Raw genomic sequence first — 17,414 nt, forward strand, 5'->3', positions numbered from 1 at the left:
ATGCAAAAAATAAAAGGCATTAAAAGTGTGGACTTTAAAGTGATTGCGCTGGGACATGGGGTAGTCAATTGGAATGGGCCGACAACACTTGCAGGCGATGATGGCAAAACGGTTGATAATCATACACTACCGAAATTAAGGGGCTACAGTAATTTAACCGGCAAAGTAAAAGAGGAAACTGGCTATAAATACAAAAAACAAGCAGAGGATATAAATTTTAAAGAAACGCCTATGTATATTAGCCAGAATTGCATTCGCCATCACTTATTTAGAGATCAAGCCTTTGATTTGCATTATGCTAAAGATAAAAATCTACAAGCTGTACTGACTTCAATAACAGGTTTGATACGTGGTTACGTTGTTCCTTCAAGCCAATGCAAACGTACTAGCCCCTTATTGCTTGAGGACTTTATTGACCAATTGGGCAATGGCAATTTTGAACAAATGGGACGCTCTGGTTCCAAAGAAAAAGGAAAAGATGATAAAGGTGAAAATATTGCAAGCAATTCCTTTTTCTCAAAAACTACATTTGGACAGACCGAATACCTTGCTTATGGTTCTATCAGCATAGAGCAATTGGAATTTATTTCACTTGATAAGAAATTTGACCGAGCTTCTATGATTATTAAAGACGGAGAAGGTGAGAAAATTGCCGAAGCTGTACAAAACTTCATCAAAAGCCTTGATCCATCACGCAATCCAAAAGCCACGTTCCATCAAAACTATGTTCGTGGTGGCACCATATTTGAAGAAGGTGAAGCTGGAATTTTATTAGATAACGAAGCCATTGATATCTTAATTCAGGAAACCATTCGGATGATTAACGAATTAAGCATTCGCCAAGCCAAAGGTTATATGTATGTGGATAGTGTGCTCGTGGACTACAACGACAGTCATAAAATGATGCGCATTAAACGCTCGGAAAGCGAAATATCAGAAACGCCAGGAACCAGCTATGCCGTTTACTTCTACGCCAAGTAGAGGTGGGTATGCGAATTACGATTAAATACGAAGCCGCTTGGCAGAATTCTTTTTTGGATGGCTCTAATAGTGAACCTTTGCCTAAAGCTGGCCGGAGTTTCGTTGGTTCTATGACAAATTTATCCAAGCGAGATAGCGAAGGTCAATATTCTAATTTTATTGAACGAAAAATAAGCAAAGATACCGTCATGGGCGTTTTAAACCGTTTGATTGGCGACCAGCGTAAGCTGTATCAAGCGAAACAAAGCCAGAATTATTTTTTTACGGACATAGAGCATCAAATAAGCTTTGAGAATATCCATGACCGTTCTAAACCAATCAATACAGAGATGGTTTATATTCGCAATATGACCGGCAGCACTGATCAGAATTCTTTCACCGGCATGATTAAAGGCAACGATCCTATTTTTTGCTCTGGCTATTCAGATGCCTTTTGGGGAGTATTGACATTGGATTTTGAAAACCTATGCCAGTTTATCTCAGAGACTAATTTAGTAATTAAAAATACCCGTCAATTTGATCCTATAAGCGCATTGGCAGAACTGGACCAGTTGAACAAACTTAAACCAGTAGCAATTAGAGGATATGTTGAAGAAGCTTTCAATACTGTCAAGAAAACTTTTCCTGATGTTGATTATAAAGTTACCGATGGGAAAATTAAGCCGATCGAAATGTATTGTTCCGCGTTGTATATCCAGCTCTCGCGTTTAAAAAGTCAGGAATTTGATTTATCCACTGCGTTGACCAAAAGTAACGGTATTAGCGGTATTTCAAAACGTGGATTTACTCCTAAAGATTTTATGGATCGCTTTACCACGGGCAGTAAAAAAAAGATTTGGGGTAATCCCTACCTGCTGAAAGAAAAACGCAAAGGCGAAGGTGAAGTGACTTCACTGCTAACCAAAGCCAATGGGACACTCGAAATTCAGTTAAATATTCCCCAAGAAAAAGCACAGCAACTTAAAGATATGATCGAAGCAGCTGGCGTTTCAAGCTTTTATCTGGGAAAAAAAGGGCTGGCATATGTTGATAGTCTTAGAATATAAGGAAAAATCATGAAACATTATCTTGAAATAACCTTATTGCCCAACCCCGACATTAACTTGTTGACTCTCTGGTCAAAAGTGTTTCAACAAATCCATTTAGGTATGGTTGAAATGCAAAATGATCAGAAACGAGTGCCAATTGGAGTTTCATTTCCAGAATACATCATTGGTGAAAAATATAGCGTACTTGGCGATAAGTTACGGTTGTTTGCTCAGGATGAAACTACACTTGCCCGGTTTAATGCTTCAAGATGGTTAGCTCGTTTAAGTGATCATATACATCTCACCGGGATTCGCTCAGTACCCGATAAACTCAATGGTTACGCGATATATCAACGTGAACAACCTAAAACAAACAAAGAACGCTTAGCCAGACGCTATGCTATCCGAAACCATATTGACTATGACACAGCTATACAGCGCTATAGCGATATGGAGTATAAATTAATATCAACTCCATTTATTCGCCTGAAAAGCTTAAGCAGCAATAAAATATTTTGCTTGTGGATCAAGAAAAAAACAGCAATAGAATCTTCAAATAACACATTTAGCAGTTATGGACTAAGCACCTCTGCTACTGTTCCTGAGTTTTAACCCATTTTTTTAGTTCTTTAAAAATAAGCATATAAATTAGCCGGTTGAGTATATCAGTTTTGGGAATGGTTAAATTAAGTCAATCCCTGCAGACTGTTATACAGCTGGCTTTAAGTTCTTTTATGGTTTGGTTCGCTGCCGCGCAGGCAGCTTAGAAATTATTGAGTTACAACGATGCGCATCGATACGAGTTCGCTGCCGCGCAGGCAGCTTAGAAATAGACCATCATTAGGTTTATTTCCACTTCCTGGTTCGCTGCCGCGCAGGCAGCTTAGAAATTATTGTGTAACTACTATGCGCATCGATACGAGTTCGCTGCCGCGCAGGCAGCTTAGAAAATTAGGGCCTTTTGCCCATCCTGCAAGATCCAGTTCGCTGCCGCGCAGGCAGCTTAGAAAGGGCGCGAATCCCCCCAGGTCGTTGCTGATAGGTTCGCTGCCGCGCAGGCAGCTTAGAAATCAGATCTACGCGCTGCCATGATTAAATCCCTGTTCGCTGCCGCGCAGGCAGCTTAGAAATGCCCATTGCTCAAGTTATCAGTAACTCGCAAGTTCGCTGCCGCGCAGGCAGCTTAGAAAGGATGTTGGCGCTGAAGTGCGATAAGCCCAACGTTCGCTGCCGCGCAGGCAGCTTAGAAAGCAAATGAACAAAGAGAATCGAATTCGATAGAGTTCGCTGCCGCGCAGGCAGCTTAGAAATACGGCACAACAAATAGCAATACTTTTTCTGCGTTCGCTGCCGCGCAGGCAGCTTAGAAAAGTCGGTCATATCGCTGCTCTCGTTGTTCGGCGTTCGCTGCCGCGCAGGCAGCTTAGAAAGCACGCTTCTTTACATTTTCGGTGAATTTTTTGTTCGCTGCCGCGCAGGCAGCTTAGAAATTTAAATGGAACCAGGAATGCTTGACCTAAAGGTTCGCTGCCGCGCAGGCAGCTTAGAAAGCACAGCCAAAAGACCGCCATCACGTCGCGGCGTTCGCTGCCGCGCAGGCAGCTTAGAAAAAGGGATTATGTCTTATGATGAGACTGCCAACGTTCGCTGCCGCGCAGGCAGCTTAGAAATTTTATCCATCATTTTGAAGGGTGGGAAGTATGTTCGCTGCCGCGCAGGCAGCTTAGAAATTTAAGTTTTTTTATCTCTTCTCTCAATCTCTGTTCGCTGCCGCGCAGGCAGCTTAGAAATTGGCTTTCGATTAGCCATAAAAAAAGCCGGAGTTCGCTGCCGCGCAGGCAGCTTAGAAAGGTAACACTCGCCAATCTCCGGAAAGTGACACGTTCGCTGCCGCGCAGGCAGCTTAGAAATTGATCAATTGCGGCCTTGATAACATGCCAGAGTTCGCTGCCGCACAGGCAGCTTAGAAAAGTCAAAGCGGCATTCAAAGTCAATTACAATAGTTCGCTGCCGCGCAGGCAGCTTAGAAATACTGAGGGAGATAACGATGCTGATGCTGTAAGTTCGCTGCCGCGCAGGCAGCTTAGAAATCTTAATTTTTGCAGGTTTTCAACCGTCATTTGTTCGCTGCCGCGCAGGCAGCTTAAGCACTGAATTGGCGGAAAGGTGTGTTGACTAAAAAAAGCAAGATTAATCTTTTCTTAAGAAGGATTGCACAAGATAAGTTCAAGAAGAAAAAGGGAAATAAAAACTTTATGTTTTTTACAGCTCCAGGTAATTTGATTGCTGCAAACTTTATCGAAAACCAAGATTAGTAATGTTCGGCTCAAAAAATAGCTCCTGGCATAAATTCTTGATCACTGTGCCTGAGCCGTTGATTAAAATTGCATTCCATTATGACGCAGCAGAAAAATAAAAATAAAATAACTAATAATGGTAGCGACAGCCGATAGGCCGAGACTAGGCCAGAACCCCATTCCCTGCTGAAGCAATACGGGAAACAGCAAAAACAATGTAAGTGAGGGCAAGACTAACCAGAAAATTTGCACTGAAAGGTCGGCGATCTCTGATAACGAAGAGCCATCCAGGTAGAGCCAAACAAAGGCCAACAATGATGTAAGAGGCAAAGCTGCAATCAGTGCTGCGAACCCTGTGTTTCGCTTTGCAATTTCTGTGATAGCCACAATTACAACCGCAGAAATAAGAATTTTGAGCACGTAATAAAGCATAAAAACTTGACCCCAATCGTTGCCAGCAAGGTAATACAATATACACCCGCCACGCTTAATTGTGACTGAAGCGTTATTCTTAATGTCATTCAGTGCATGGATTGCTTCCGCGAACGGAGTACATTCAACATGCCCCACTTTGCTGAGTCCACCATCGAAAACACAATGAATTTTGTGGATCAAGCGGAAATGTATATATCTTATTGGCTTAGAAAAAAAACTGACATACCACCGGCAATATTAGCCAGCATCAGGAAATTAGCAGCATTGGGGTTTTAGTAAAGCATGAATGAGCGAATAAACGAGCTTTATGCTAACAAATGATCATAAAGTTCGTTGTTTAGCGCGTCGTGACAGCAACGCAGATCCGTTCTCAGCAATCTATGAAGTTCAGTCACCGCTTCGACCAGAAATAAGTGGCAATTTTAATATTTCCGGTCGATGCGATCTTATGCAACAGAGCATTATTGTTTGTATCAAATGCTTTTAATTATTACAGGAGTTACTACTTAAACAAAAATAGCCGTTATCTTTGCCAGCAATCCATCAACCATAGGCTGGAATATCCCCAGAAAAGTAGGAAGTTGCAATATACCGACAATAAATATCAATAATCCGCCAGCAACTATCCCATATTTAAGACCTTTTACAAAATTTGCCGAGGCAGGTGCACGTGTATAGGTTTGATTAGAAAAAGCTAAAAATATTTTTAATATACCAAGTAAAACACCCGCAGCTATACACCCTAAAAACAGATGTAACGCACAGAAAATTCTTTTAGTTAAAGCCTCATCAGCGAACTCCAGGCTTGAGAAACGAAGACAAACAATAATTACAAACAGTAAAACGAGAGTATTCCAGAAACCTCCAAATCTCATTCTAACTTCACTTTCCATACTCATAAATCTCTCCCTTTCAAATAAACTTACACAACAGTCAGAGACAAACCAAAATCATTTGCACGATTTTGAACGCGCTAACCATAAATGAGCAACAGGCATATCTATCAACACCACTATCTTTCCACTTTATCGCTTGAAGATTATAGCGAAATTAACCTGGATTGTAGCCGCACAAACAATAAATTTCTCTTTGGTTTGGAATTCCCACATATCAACCTTAAATTACGCTGACACAAATAAAACGCTTTGCTATAAGTATTGCGGGATACATAACTATGCGCTTCAATTCGCTGGTTTTCAACCATTTGCCTTTCAAGAATTTGGAGAATTAAACCTGCATTGATTCAGCCACGGTTGGCAAATAAAAATAAAATTATACCCACAAAGCTGAAATCAACGGATTAAGTGTAGTTTCGTAAACGGGTGAAAGTATTGTGTGGCCAAACTCTGGCGGCTCAAGATCCGCCATTGCAGTTACTAGATTCTCAACCTGGCTATTCCATATCATCAAACCATCAGCAGTTTGAAACTGCTCAATATGAGCATTCGGACTTAGATACCAATCCTTGATAACCAATTTATCATTGCTACCGATGATACTTACCTCAAGATTATTGCCAACATGCTGAAACCAAATCTGATCTGGACTGATACTCGGCAGAAACATAACTTTATCCAGTGTACCGGCGACGGGACCGCTCTCGACAACGACATCCTTTCCATATCCGCGCCCGAACAGATAAGTATCATTCCCTTCCCCGCCAACTAATAAGTCTTTTCCAAGCCCGCCATCCAAAGAATCGTCGCCGATATCACCGAACAAACTATCAGCACCACCACCCCCAAGCAACACATCATCTCCTGCACGTCCCCACAGAATATTAGAAGTAGCACCTCCATCTATTCGATTAGCAGCCGAATTACCAACACCAATAATCGCAGAAGCGCCTGACAAGGTAAGATTCTCCAGGTTTGCACCGAGTACATATGAAACAGATGTCACGACCGTATCGTTTCCATTATTGAAATTTTCAACCACAATGTCCCGCACACTATTAACCGAGTAAGTATCGTCGCCTGCACCCCCAATCATGGTATCGATTCCACTACCTCCATCAAGACGATCATTCCCGGCATTACCATTTAACACATCGTTACCTGCCAGGCCATTAAGTATATCGTTTCCACCCTCACCGTTGAGTGTGTCTGAACCCGGTGTGCCATTGACAATCATGTCTCGATCACTGACATTGATGTCGAAATTATCTGAAACCGCAAGATTACCACTATCTGTTGCTGTCACAATCACGCTGAGTAACTCTGATGAACTCGGTGTGCCACTGAACGTACGTGTTGCGGTATCAAAACTGAGCCATGATGGCAAAGAATTGCCGTCTACCTGGGTCGCACTGTAAGTAAGTGCATCGCCATCCGGATCGATGAATGCATTGGGATTCATTATGTAGTTGAAGTGCTCACCCGTAACTGTCGCTTGATCTGATAATGCAGCCTGCAATTTGGGAGCCTGATTATGTTCCAGTTTAGGCTGTACCATTGCAAAGTCCCAAACAGTGCCATCCTCGTTAAATCTGATCTGTTCGACAGAAAATGGTGTCGCGCCATTATTTGCCAGGTAATTTTGAATAGTAAGCGTATCGCTGGTACCTATAATAGTTAGCACCAGATTATCACCGGAACGACTGGCACACACTTCATCGGGGGTAACGCCATAGTTAAATTGCACCACATCAACCTTTCCAATGACCGTATCATAACTATTGATCGTATCCTGACCGAAATCTTTGCCAAAAAGATAGGTGTCATTTCCGGCACCCCCTGTCATAAAATCGTTTCCGGCTCCACCATTTAAAAAATCATCTCCAGTGCCGCCATTGATCGTATCGTCTCCACCTTCACCGTAAATTACATCACCATCACTTTTACCATTAATGTTATTGTTCATTTCCTGCGGATTAAGCGTAGGTACAGGACCAGCCAGCACGATCAATTCCGCCATTGTCATAATAGTCCCATTACCAAACTGAATGCGCTCCAATCCCATACCAGGCAAATCGGTCGAATTTGGCAGTACGATTTCGACGCCGCCATCCGTCCACGTCACAGTAAGCGTGGCATGCATTGTTTGGGTGTATAGTACATCTTCAAACTCATTCCGCTCTCGAATCCCCTCAACGACACGTTCCCCCCATGAGAATGCGATATCCTCCTGTGATATACCCTCCAGGAGAAGCAGATCCTGTGCTATAGGTTTAAATTCTAGAGCTAGATTGGCGTAGGTGGAATTATTAGAATAATCCCACCAATGTGCTAGTTGAGTTCCAGTATCCCAAATCGTGTCAACCCCTAATTCACCGATGAACATGACATATGTATCTTGACTGAAACTTCCATTCAGAAAATCATCCCCATCGCCACCGACCAACGTATCTTTGTAGTAACCACCATAAAGCGCATCATTCCCTGAATTCCCATAGGAAAATCCGCCAATACGTGACTCGGTATCGGTAAAATACGCCACCTCGTTGCTGAGCCAGGGAATGCCAGGTGAATAGAGAATATCATTCCCACCACCGCCATCAATTATCGATATCTCATCCGAGAAACGACCGTTTCTATAACCCTCAATAGTATTGTCGCTGTCGCCACCTTGAATACGCTCAATTTGAGTATTAACTGTTTTCGTAGTTTGCCAATAATGTTGAATCTCATCGGGTAGCGTAGAACTTTGATTATTCGTTATGAAACCGATAATTACATCATTCTCGTATACAAGCGTCATGCCATTGATGCTTGCAACACCTAACGGAAGTCCTTGATTATAAAATTTATACCATTCATGAATGGGAATAAATTGCTGCGCACCAGATGAACTAACTAAAGGAAAAGTAGCCGACGAAACATCAAAAATATCAATCGAGGATACAGAAGAATCACTGCTGTAGGATTGACGTTGTATAGTGGGCGCATCAGAGAAATTCTCAATCAATGTAAAACGTTGCACGACGATATCTGCTTCATACGCAGTTACTAAATTGGCACGATAAGTAATATCATCCTCGCGCGCATACAATCCGTAATGCGAGTCACTTGTGTTATTGAGTAGATCATTCGCCCACTGAACACGTACTGCGTCCAAAAAATCCGCTCGCAATTGCACAATATCGATAGCAGGTGCAGGCCAGGCCAGCCAATCAGCCATATCAACCATAATGTTATTTTCTGCATGGATCACCCAGATATTCTGCGATACATAATAATCTTTGATTGTTAATGTCGCACCACCGCCACGCAACGATAAAGCCAAATCATTTCCGGTACGCTCGTGACGCAAATCAGCAAGTAATGTGCCTTCTGTCAATACGACAATACTCGTGCCGGCTGACGACTCCATCACCGTATCACTGCCCAGCGAGTTCCACCCAAATAAATAGGTATCGTTGCCATCGCCACCCACCAACAGATCATTACCCGCATTACCATCCAGAATATCATTACCTGCATAGCCTTCAATATGATCATCGGCAGTCGTGCCGATCAAGACGTCATCACCCATCGTTCCTCCGAAAATATTCGCTGCGAGTGCACTCATATCGCTAGCACTTATCAGAGAATTATCGTTCAAACGCAATGCCGCCACATTGGGCCCTTGAGTAAACCAGTTTTGAAAAAGGATACTGTCTTGGCTCCCGTCAATACGCATGAGCAGACTACCATCAGCCAATTTAAAGAATCGAAGATCACTGGCATCAACATTAACTCCCAGATGAACTTCATCATCGGCTGCATCCTCACTATTCGCTGAAGCAATACTGTCGGCACCATCTCCGCGATTGAATACATAAATATCAGCGCCACTGCCGCCCGTATAGTGATCAGCGCCAATGCCGCCCAGCAAAATATCGCTGCCAGCCTGCCCGAACAACACATCATTACCTTCTCCACCGACAATCAGGTCATCACCGACACCACCCAAGAGATAATCGTCACCGCCATGGCCTTTGAGAGTATCGTTGTTGATGCTGCCCTGAATTAAATCTGCACCCGCACCTCCATAAGCCTGCACGATTGATTTACCAGATCTGCTCTTGATTGATGACAGATTTAGAACTACTGTCTCGCGTAAGTTGTCGCTGACCCAAGTTTCCAAATTAATTGAATCGCTGCCATGATTAAATTGGATCTGGGCATCCATACCGTACAGCGCATCTTGCAAGTCTAGCACTCCGCCATTTCTCAGAGTAATACGCAAAATACTGGAATTACCTACCCATGACACACTCGATAGTGTATCTGGTGATATAGCGCTGGAATTGGTTAAAGAGTCTTGTGCTTCACTACTTAGTTTAACCATCGAAGCAGACAGAATATCGTTAGTTGCAGTATCAGCCAGCAAGATGATGTTATTTCCTTCCAGATCATTGATGAGGTCGCCTTCCTCAATATCGATATAGATATCATCACCCGCCCCGCCATATAATTCATCACCTCCTGCTCCACCAACGAGTGTATCGTTTCCACCTCCCCCAAATAGCTGATCAGAACCTGCACCCCCATCAAGAAAATCGTCGCCTTGATATTGCAAAGAAATCCCTGCTTCATCACCTATGAGAACATCGCTACCCTCACCGCCAACCAAATAATCTGAGCCTCCCCCACCGATTAACTTATCGTCACCATTACCCCCGCTCAAATAATCGCTACCATGCAAAGATGCCTCCAATTCGGAATGATGACTATCTCCTACTATCAGATCATCCCCATCTTGCCCAAGAATGGTATCGTTGCCTGTTTCGCCAAAAATCACATCATCATCAGCACCCGCATCAATAAAATCGTTACCGCCTCCCGCAAAAATCCAGTCTCTTCCAGCGCCACTTGAAATGACGTCATCACCACCAATCGTCATGGCAACTTCTGCAAGCGACACACTGAAGTTATATTTCCGACTATAGGTGATGACATTATCTTCAGTATTTGTTTCACGATTGATTTTCCAATCACGATCGGCTGACTCGACATTGCGATCACTTTCAATAGTGTCATCTCCGCCCAAGCCTAGCAAAACATCATTACCCGCACCTCCCATCAGAATATCATCACCAGCATCACCGATAAGCGTATCATTGCCTACACCACCATCAAGTAAATCGCCCCTCTCTCCATTGCCAGCTTGAGTTCTGCTCAGGATGTAAGCAGCGGTCAGGGTGTGCTCCGTTTCCGCATATAGTCTGTCATTGTTTAATTGCCCTCTAATGATGTCACTTTCAGTACCACCCAAGATGACATCGTCGTCTATACCGCCAGCCAAAATATCCTCTCCAGATCCTCCCTCAATACGGTCTTTACCCTCCTTGCCATCGACTTCGTCGTCACCGCCGAGACTTCGGATATGATCATTCTCGGTGCTCCCATACAACACATCTTCACGATCCGGCTCTTCTTCCGTACCGACAATTACATTGCCAAGTTCGTCAAAATCAATTGGATCATCGGGCTTCAGATCGCCTAAGAAGATACGATCCAACACCGGTGCTTCGGCAAGTACATTATCACCAAGCGCGACACCTAATTTTCCATCACTCCAATTCTTGATCCGAACCCTTGCACTGTCGTCGCTGCCGACAAAACTGACAAATAAGTCATACGTGCCGTTATCTTGAGCAACACGTAGATAAATCAGATTATTCTTCTGATCCATCCAAGCGTCGCCGATTTTTATCCAATCCTTGCTATCGGTCACGCCATTTATTCCTTGCGCAATCATATTTCCGAATTGAACAATACCTACCCCATCTATATCCAACACAGTATCTGTGCCGTCGCCTGGGTTGATGATATAAGTATCAAAGCCTACGCCACCTTCCAAATAATCGTTACCCTCAAGACCCTTCAGCGTGTCATCACCGCCGCCACCATAAAGGTGATCTTCAACAGCCGATGCAGCAGGGTTATCCGCATCGTCGCCACCAAAAAAATAACGCGGGGTACTGCCTGATAACTCACCTTGTGAAATCTTGTAACTCGTCGCCACATCTTCATAGTAATCATTAATATTTTGATAGCTATGATTGCTTGAACTGAACGCGACTGTGGAGTCGAGCGGATTTTTGTCTTCAATGTTGAACCAGTTCTTCCGCAACAACATCGTCATGCGATCCACCAGATATGATGATGTCAACGCACCCGTGCCACTCTCCGGACTGAAGCGATCAAGTGCACCGTTAGAATTGAAAACACCATAATCAATATTCGCTCCTTCAAGAATGAAAGGATTGAGCGCCACCAGTGCAAAGCGCGCTGCCAGACCCTGTTGACTATCGCTCTCGATCTTGGTAATAATATCGCTGGCAGATAGACCGGACAGCAATACTAACTGGACCTTACCCACAGAATCTTTAAATTGCGTGCTGTTCTGTAATTCATAAAGATTGGTATAAAATTTGTCACGATTACCCGCTTCCGTGTTCTGATTGTCACCCAGCACCATGTTGCCATCCGCAGGATTTAGTAAAATAGTGCGTAAGGCATCAAGCGCGGATTCAAGCGTTTTGCTGTTGGATGCCCCAGTTATATCCTTGGTCGAACCAAAAGCATCGATAAGTTTGCTCAGTTGCTCTTGATTCAGACTGGACGTCAGTTGGGAATAGGCTGAATAAACAGCCAAAGCATCGGTTAGCAGACTAATGCTATGATTATTGGCCGATGCCTCAGTTTGAATACTGACAGGTGAACCAAGCTGATAACCTAAACCTGCTATGATGGGAAAGCCCTCGGAACCGCGTATGTTCCAAATGTTATCAGTTGCTATGCTGCTTATGCCGAGAACATCACTCACCGCATCCGCCAAATTACCCTGCAAACCACTGACTCCTGGTGCATTGTAGAGATAAGCATCCGTAACTTGTGAATAGCTTTGCTTGACAGCTGCGGCCAAATATCCTCCCAAGCTGTGCCCGCTAACAGTAAAATTCTGATCTTGTAGTACATTTGGATCACTCAACCAAGCATCTATCTGTAACTTGAGTGCAATAAATTGAGGATTGAGAATTGGTGGTATCGCTGAAGATAATATTCCATCAATGAACAAATCATTAACCGCAAACTCTGTTCCACGTATCGCAAGATATTTAGCGCCACCCTCTTTTTCCTCAAAAACCGTGGCTGATACTCCAGTGACTAGATCAATGTATTGCGCTGCGATTTGCCAGTCTTTGACGAATACGGCTGCTTGGGACATGGGCATGTCAGCACCACTTTCAGTTAATTCATTAATTGCTATTCTTTTACCCAGGAATACTCCATACGCTGCTTGAGCAAGTTCAGCTTGTGAATAATACATAATAATATTACTCATCCTTCAATCTCCCTACCTGATTTAATAAAGATTCTGTGCATTAAAATATATTCATTTATTTCCAATTCAGGACATCGATATGACGAAGGCGCCCAAGGTCCTGGCAAATCGCCACCAACCCTGCTATATAAAACAAATTCGCCCAATAATTTCATATCCGACTTTCTGATGATCTTGAAATGATTCTGCCTAATAGCAACTTCATGCGGACCTTGTTCCGAATCTCTTTTTTTATAGTTGTGCCTATCCCATTTAAAGATATACTCCAACCCTAATGCATCCTCGCCTTGAGTAGGTCGATAAAAATTTATTTGACCATGCTTATCAAACTTATCCGGCGGTAGTTTTACCGTTTCGTACACTCTGATGCCCCCGTCGATCGCGCATAAGCGATCCACTTCCCTGTCCAATCTGGCTTTTTCTGAAAAAAATACTGCATAAATAATCAATGAAATAAGCAGGAGCAAGAGAACTTTTTTCATGCGGCAGGTCACTTTATGTTTGAAGTCAATTAATCCAGCGCGAGGTCTTATTACATTAGTACTTAATAAATTGAACAAGAATTAATTTTTTAGTTTGATCGTATAACCCGAATCAATCTCAGGCGACGCACTCTGTCATTGTTAAAAATGAAAGATATTTCTTATAGTCACATATACAAAAAATAAAACAGGCATCTTCTTAAGTATCTCTGATAGCTGGTTTAACTTGCGATGGCAAAACTTATTGTGTAATAAATTTTATAGTTTGTTATGTAAGATATTTCCCATTACAATGATTATAATGAATAATTTAATTAAATTACCCCTTTGCTTTACGACAAGGATGCAGCAATACTTTAATATTTTGGGCTATGATTTGCCCCGTGTTGAGATTGGCAAAGTAGTGTCTTGAACTCACGGTTTTCCAGAGACTTTATTGCTTGAAATGGTAGAGTTATGAGGTATGCTGATTTTCATGGAGGACGAAGTTTTAAAAAATAAGGAGATGAAATGAAGGATGGAGATAGAATAATCCTGCACACAATATAATCAGGCATTTAAGGTGAAATCAGTTAAGTTTTTAAAAGAAAGTGGATTAACTTGGGCTGAGGTAGCAAAAGTCTGTCTTTACCGAAAGGAACATTAACGAATTGGGTTGATGCTGACAAACGAGAAGAGCTCGCAGTGGAAGGTAAGCATCAGAAGGCCTCTGACTGAAGTTGATTTAGAGCTATCCAGAGTTAAGCAAGAATTAGCACAAATAATTTATCGGTTGCGCCCAATATTCTGAACCGGGAATGTGCTGTTAACGTACCTGGTAAAGTGTGAGTCAGTGACATCATTTACATCCCTACAAACGCAGGTTGGTTGTAATTGGCTGGCCTAATTGATCTGTTTAATGAGAGCTGGTTGGTTATGTCATTAATGAAAGAATGGCTAAGGATCTGGTAATACAAGATTTTTTTTCGCAACAGTAAGCAAATTCCCTGCTCACTCAGATCAAGGTGGGTAATACTGTGCGCATGATTACCAGAGTTTATTGCAACAATTTGGCATGATCGCATCCATGAGTCGTAAGGGTGATTGCTATGATAATGCACCGATGGAATGCTTCTGGGGGATACTTAAAACCGCGCTGGTACATCATAGAAGATTCTAAACACAGCAACCAGCCATTCAGGAGATTACCGAATATATATTGAAATCTTCTATAACCGGCAGAGAAAACTGAAAATGCCGGGCTATTTGTCACCAGCACAATTTACGCAGCAAAACTATGCAAATATGCTTGCTGTTTAAGCCGATGAACTTTATTTCTGACAGCACATATAAGATTGCAAGTTCGCAGATTCAGCATGCGGTTGTGCCGATTTTTACTTGGGTTGATTAAATTGTTGAGAGAACTTAGTGTGCAAAATTGAATAATCTGCCTAATATTTGATGTGGCATACCATTCGTCACTAAAAGAGATCAAATCCAAGCCTCCCCCGCCCGGCCTAACTGGTTAGGCCGGGTTAAAAAACCAAGGTTATTTCAACAGCTTGTTTGATTTGCTGCAAAACTGAAATCAAAAGGGATATCGAGAGACAGGAATTATTGTGCTGTTACTGCGCCGATATTAACTTCTGCGTTATTAAATGGCAGATCTTGTTGCACCGCCGCTATTTTTCTATGTAGTTCTGCTTCTTGCAAACCTGCAGCTAATTCTTTCTTATACTCGCGAATATTGGCTTGCAAATGTGATTTAAGATCTTGTCCTGCCCTACCATAGTAATATGGATGGTCTTCATAATCTTTCAGTTTTTGCTGATTGATTTCCAATTTTCCAGAAACCTCTTTCGCAAAATCTTCATAGTAAGTTGCCCATGCGGCGTGATCGTTCGGATTAATACTGCTTGGAGTTGCCGGTGCTTCGGCAAATGCTGAGGATACAAAAAAACTAAAAGTCACCAATGCTACGATTTTGGTTATTTTGAGGGTGTTCATGATATAAGCCCCTTAAAAAAATATTTTGATGTTGCTATCTTAATGATCAAAACGCGAAACGTATATTGGGGAAACTCTGGTTTTTAACTAAAGGAAACCACTAGCAACTTATTGAGAGAAAAGATTATTAGTAGTCTGGTGCAGAAACGTGCGCTAAACAACAAGTTGCTGAGATAAAGACAACGTGAATAAATTTGCATCACATTATTATTCTGGCTAACAATGTTGAAATTCCGCAACACATTCATACCTGGCAGAATCCCTAGGCATATTAGGCATAATGGTTACTATCAACATTGATAGATCGGAATTTGCTGTATAAGCTTTGACGTGACCATGAGCAGTTGTTACAAGGCGGAGTCTTTTGCTAAGCAATTTAATGCACCGGAACCGGCGTGCGAGACAGCGATTAATGATTCTCAGGAATGCATTATCGAACTTCAAACTTAGTGAGATGAATAATGCGTACGAAAATTATTGTGGTTATATTACTGATTCTTTCGGTCGTGTCTGGCTGTGCGACTAATCAATTTTCCAGTCGATCCAGACAAAATGATGAGTGTGCCTTATCAGGAAGGGCGTTCTTCTACTCCTGCATCAGTCGAAGGAAGTAAAAGATTCAAAACATGACAGCAAGCCATTCAGGAGATTACCGAGTGTATAAATATTTTATTTAACCACCAGAGAAAAGAAGTTTGATCCGCTTGACCGACAGCTCGATACAAATATTTTCACTATCCTGTGACGCTGATGCGCGTTTCGTCCATACGTCAACTCGTGCCCACCGAACGCTTGCATTGCCGGAAGTCTTAATCCAGCAACTGTGTGTACTGGAGCACCCAGCGATTCGGACCGGAATGATAAACCGTAATACCTTGTTCCTGCATCATTTCTTACAATTTCTGGTAGTTAATAATATAAGCTACATACTAGCGGATACCCCATCTCGGCGGAATCTCAAACTGTGCGATAGAACCTCGCAAAGTGAGAAAACGACGCATCCCAACAGACCGCTCTACAAAACTAATCCGCTACAGCACCGCGAATTCCGGATAGTTCATGCCTAAAGCAATCAGGAAGTCGGAAGCAACATCGATGATGACTGGCGAGGGTGCGCCGGAGCCCTCAGAACATGACAACCGCTCGCGCATAAACTGGGTTAAGTGCTGACGAAACCCAGTTTAGACGCATTAACAGAGCCTTACAGCACCGCATACACCGCAGCAGCAACCAATCCGCCGATAATACCGCCCACTACCGGCACATAGGCATAATCCCAATCGCTATCGCGTTTATTGGCCATTGGGAGGATCGCATGCATGATGCGCGGCCCGAGGTCACGGGCTGGATTAACTGCAAAGCCGGTAGGTCCGCCCAGTGACAGACCGATACCAAACAGAAGCAGAGCAACCGGTAAGGCATCCAACGCGCCCAGGCTGGCATGTGGTGAGACAATCATCATGATGCCCAATACCAGCATGAATGTACCGACTGCTTCAGTAATGATGTTATTAATTGGGCTTCTGATCGCTGGCCCGGTGCAAAACGCCGCCAACTGCATATCGGGATCGGTTGTTGCATCAAAATGCTGGCGATAAGTGATCCATACCATCAATGCACCTAGCATGGCACCCAGCATTTGTCCCAACGCATATATAGGCACGTCGTTCCACGCAAACTTACCTGCTGCTGCGAGACCGATACTGACTGCGGGGTTCAAATGCGCGCCGCTGGAGGCAGCCACCGCATAAACCGCCACGAAAAGCGCAATTCCCCAACCGGCCGCGATGGTTAACCATCCGGCATTATTGCCTTTGGACTTATTCAGCACGACGTTGGCAACCACGCCATTGCCTAATAATACTAAAATAAAAGTACCAATCAATTCGCCAAGAAAAGGAGTCATATCAATCACCTCACTATTGAGTTGA

At 43.0% G+C, this 17,414-nt stretch carries 10 protein-coding genes, 1 pseudogene and 1 CRISPR repeat array; of the genes and pseudogenes, 5 read left to right on the forward strand and 6 right to left on the reverse strand.

Annotation, left to right across the window (positions count from 1 at the left end; genetic code table 11):
- The 4 genes from cas7fv (at position 1) to C7H79_RS17800 (ending at position 4,324) form a co-directional block, all read left to right on the forward strand.
- Positions 1-981 carry a type I-Fv CRISPR-associated protein Cas7fv gene (gene cas7fv, locus C7H79_RS00890; protein ID WP_106705413.1) on the forward strand — a complete coding sequence of 327 codons (981 nt, stop codon included), beginning with the start codon at positions 1-3 and terminating at the stop codon, positions 979-981.
- Between the two features lie 8 nt (positions 982-989).
- Positions 990-2,027, forward strand: a complete 1,038-nt coding sequence (cas5fv, locus tag C7H79_RS00895) for a type I-Fv CRISPR-associated protein Cas5fv (protein WP_106705457.1) — start codon at positions 990-992, stop codon at positions 2,025-2,027.
- 9 nt (positions 2,028-2,036) lie between these two features.
- Positions 2,037-2,621, forward strand: a complete 585-nt coding sequence (gene cas6f / locus C7H79_RS00900; protein ID WP_106705414.1) for a type I-F CRISPR-associated endoribonuclease Cas6/Csy4 — start codon at positions 2,037-2,039, stop codon at positions 2,619-2,621.
- 130 nt (positions 2,622-2,751) lie between these two features.
- A CRISPR array of direct repeats spans positions 2,752-4,159; the repeat unit is 28 nt; unit sequence GTTCGCTGCCGCGCAGGCAGCTTAGAAA.
- Between the two features lie 21 nt (positions 4,160-4,180).
- Entirely contained in the window at positions 4,181-4,324 is a 144-nt protein-coding gene (locus C7H79_RS17800; RefSeq protein WP_172592318.1) for a hypothetical protein, read from the forward strand.
- 63 nt (positions 4,325-4,387) lie between these two features.
- Here C7H79_RS17800 and C7H79_RS00905 read toward each other — a convergent pair whose 3' ends face one another.
- The 4 genes from C7H79_RS00905 to C7H79_RS00920 all read right to left on the reverse strand — a co-directional run bounded on the left by C7H79_RS00905 (position 4,388) and on the right by C7H79_RS00920 (position 13,497).
- The gene (locus tag C7H79_RS00905; RefSeq protein ID WP_309477314.1) at positions 4,388-4,921 is read right to left on the reverse strand and encodes a DUF3147 family protein; all 534 of its coding nucleotides are present in this window, start codon (positions 4,919-4,921) and stop codon (positions 4,388-4,390) included.
- A gap of 326 nt (positions 4,922-5,247) precedes the next feature.
- Entirely contained in the window at positions 5,248-5,640 is a 393-nt protein-coding gene (locus tag C7H79_RS00910; protein ID WP_106705415.1) for a hypothetical protein, read from the reverse strand.
- Between the two features lie 373 nt (positions 5,641-6,013).
- Positions 6,014-13,015 carry a calcium-binding protein gene (locus C7H79_RS18630; protein WP_106705416.1) on the reverse strand — a complete coding sequence of 2,334 codons (7,002 nt, stop codon included), beginning with the start codon at positions 13,013-13,015 and terminating at the stop codon, positions 6,014-6,016.
- On the reverse strand, positions 13,012-13,497 hold the full coding sequence (locus C7H79_RS00920) for a hypothetical protein (protein WP_106705417.1): 486 nt from the start codon (positions 13,495-13,497) through the stop codon (positions 13,012-13,014). The genes C7H79_RS18630 and C7H79_RS00920 overlap by 4 nt, the downstream gene beginning before the upstream one ends.
- A 753-nt stretch (positions 13,498-14,250) precedes the next feature.
- Between C7H79_RS00920 and C7H79_RS18640 the strand changes: the two are divergent.
- Positions 14,251-14,796: pseudogene (locus C7H79_RS18640) on the forward strand (IS3 family transposase); the annotation flags it as partial.
- A 294-nt stretch (positions 14,797-15,090) separates the two neighbouring features.
- Here the strand turns inward: C7H79_RS18640 and C7H79_RS00925 are convergent.
- Both C7H79_RS00925 and C7H79_RS00930 read right to left on the reverse strand, forming a co-directional pair.
- Positions 15,091-15,483, reverse strand: a complete 393-nt coding sequence (locus C7H79_RS00925) for a hypothetical protein (protein WP_106705418.1) — start codon at positions 15,481-15,483, stop codon at positions 15,091-15,093.
- A 1,201-nt stretch (positions 15,484-16,684) separates the two neighbouring features.
- A complete protein-coding gene (locus tag C7H79_RS00930) occupies positions 16,685-17,389 on the reverse strand; it encodes an MIP/aquaporin family protein (protein ID WP_106705419.1) in 705 nt (234 codons plus the stop codon).
- Between the last annotated feature and the right edge of the window lie 25 nt (positions 17,390-17,414).

The sequence above is a fragment of the Nitrosomonas supralitoralis genome, from assembly GCF_003011925.2.
Taxonomy (GTDB): domain Bacteria; phylum Pseudomonadota; class Gammaproteobacteria; order Burkholderiales; family Nitrosomonadaceae; genus Nitrosomonas; species Nitrosomonas supralitoralis.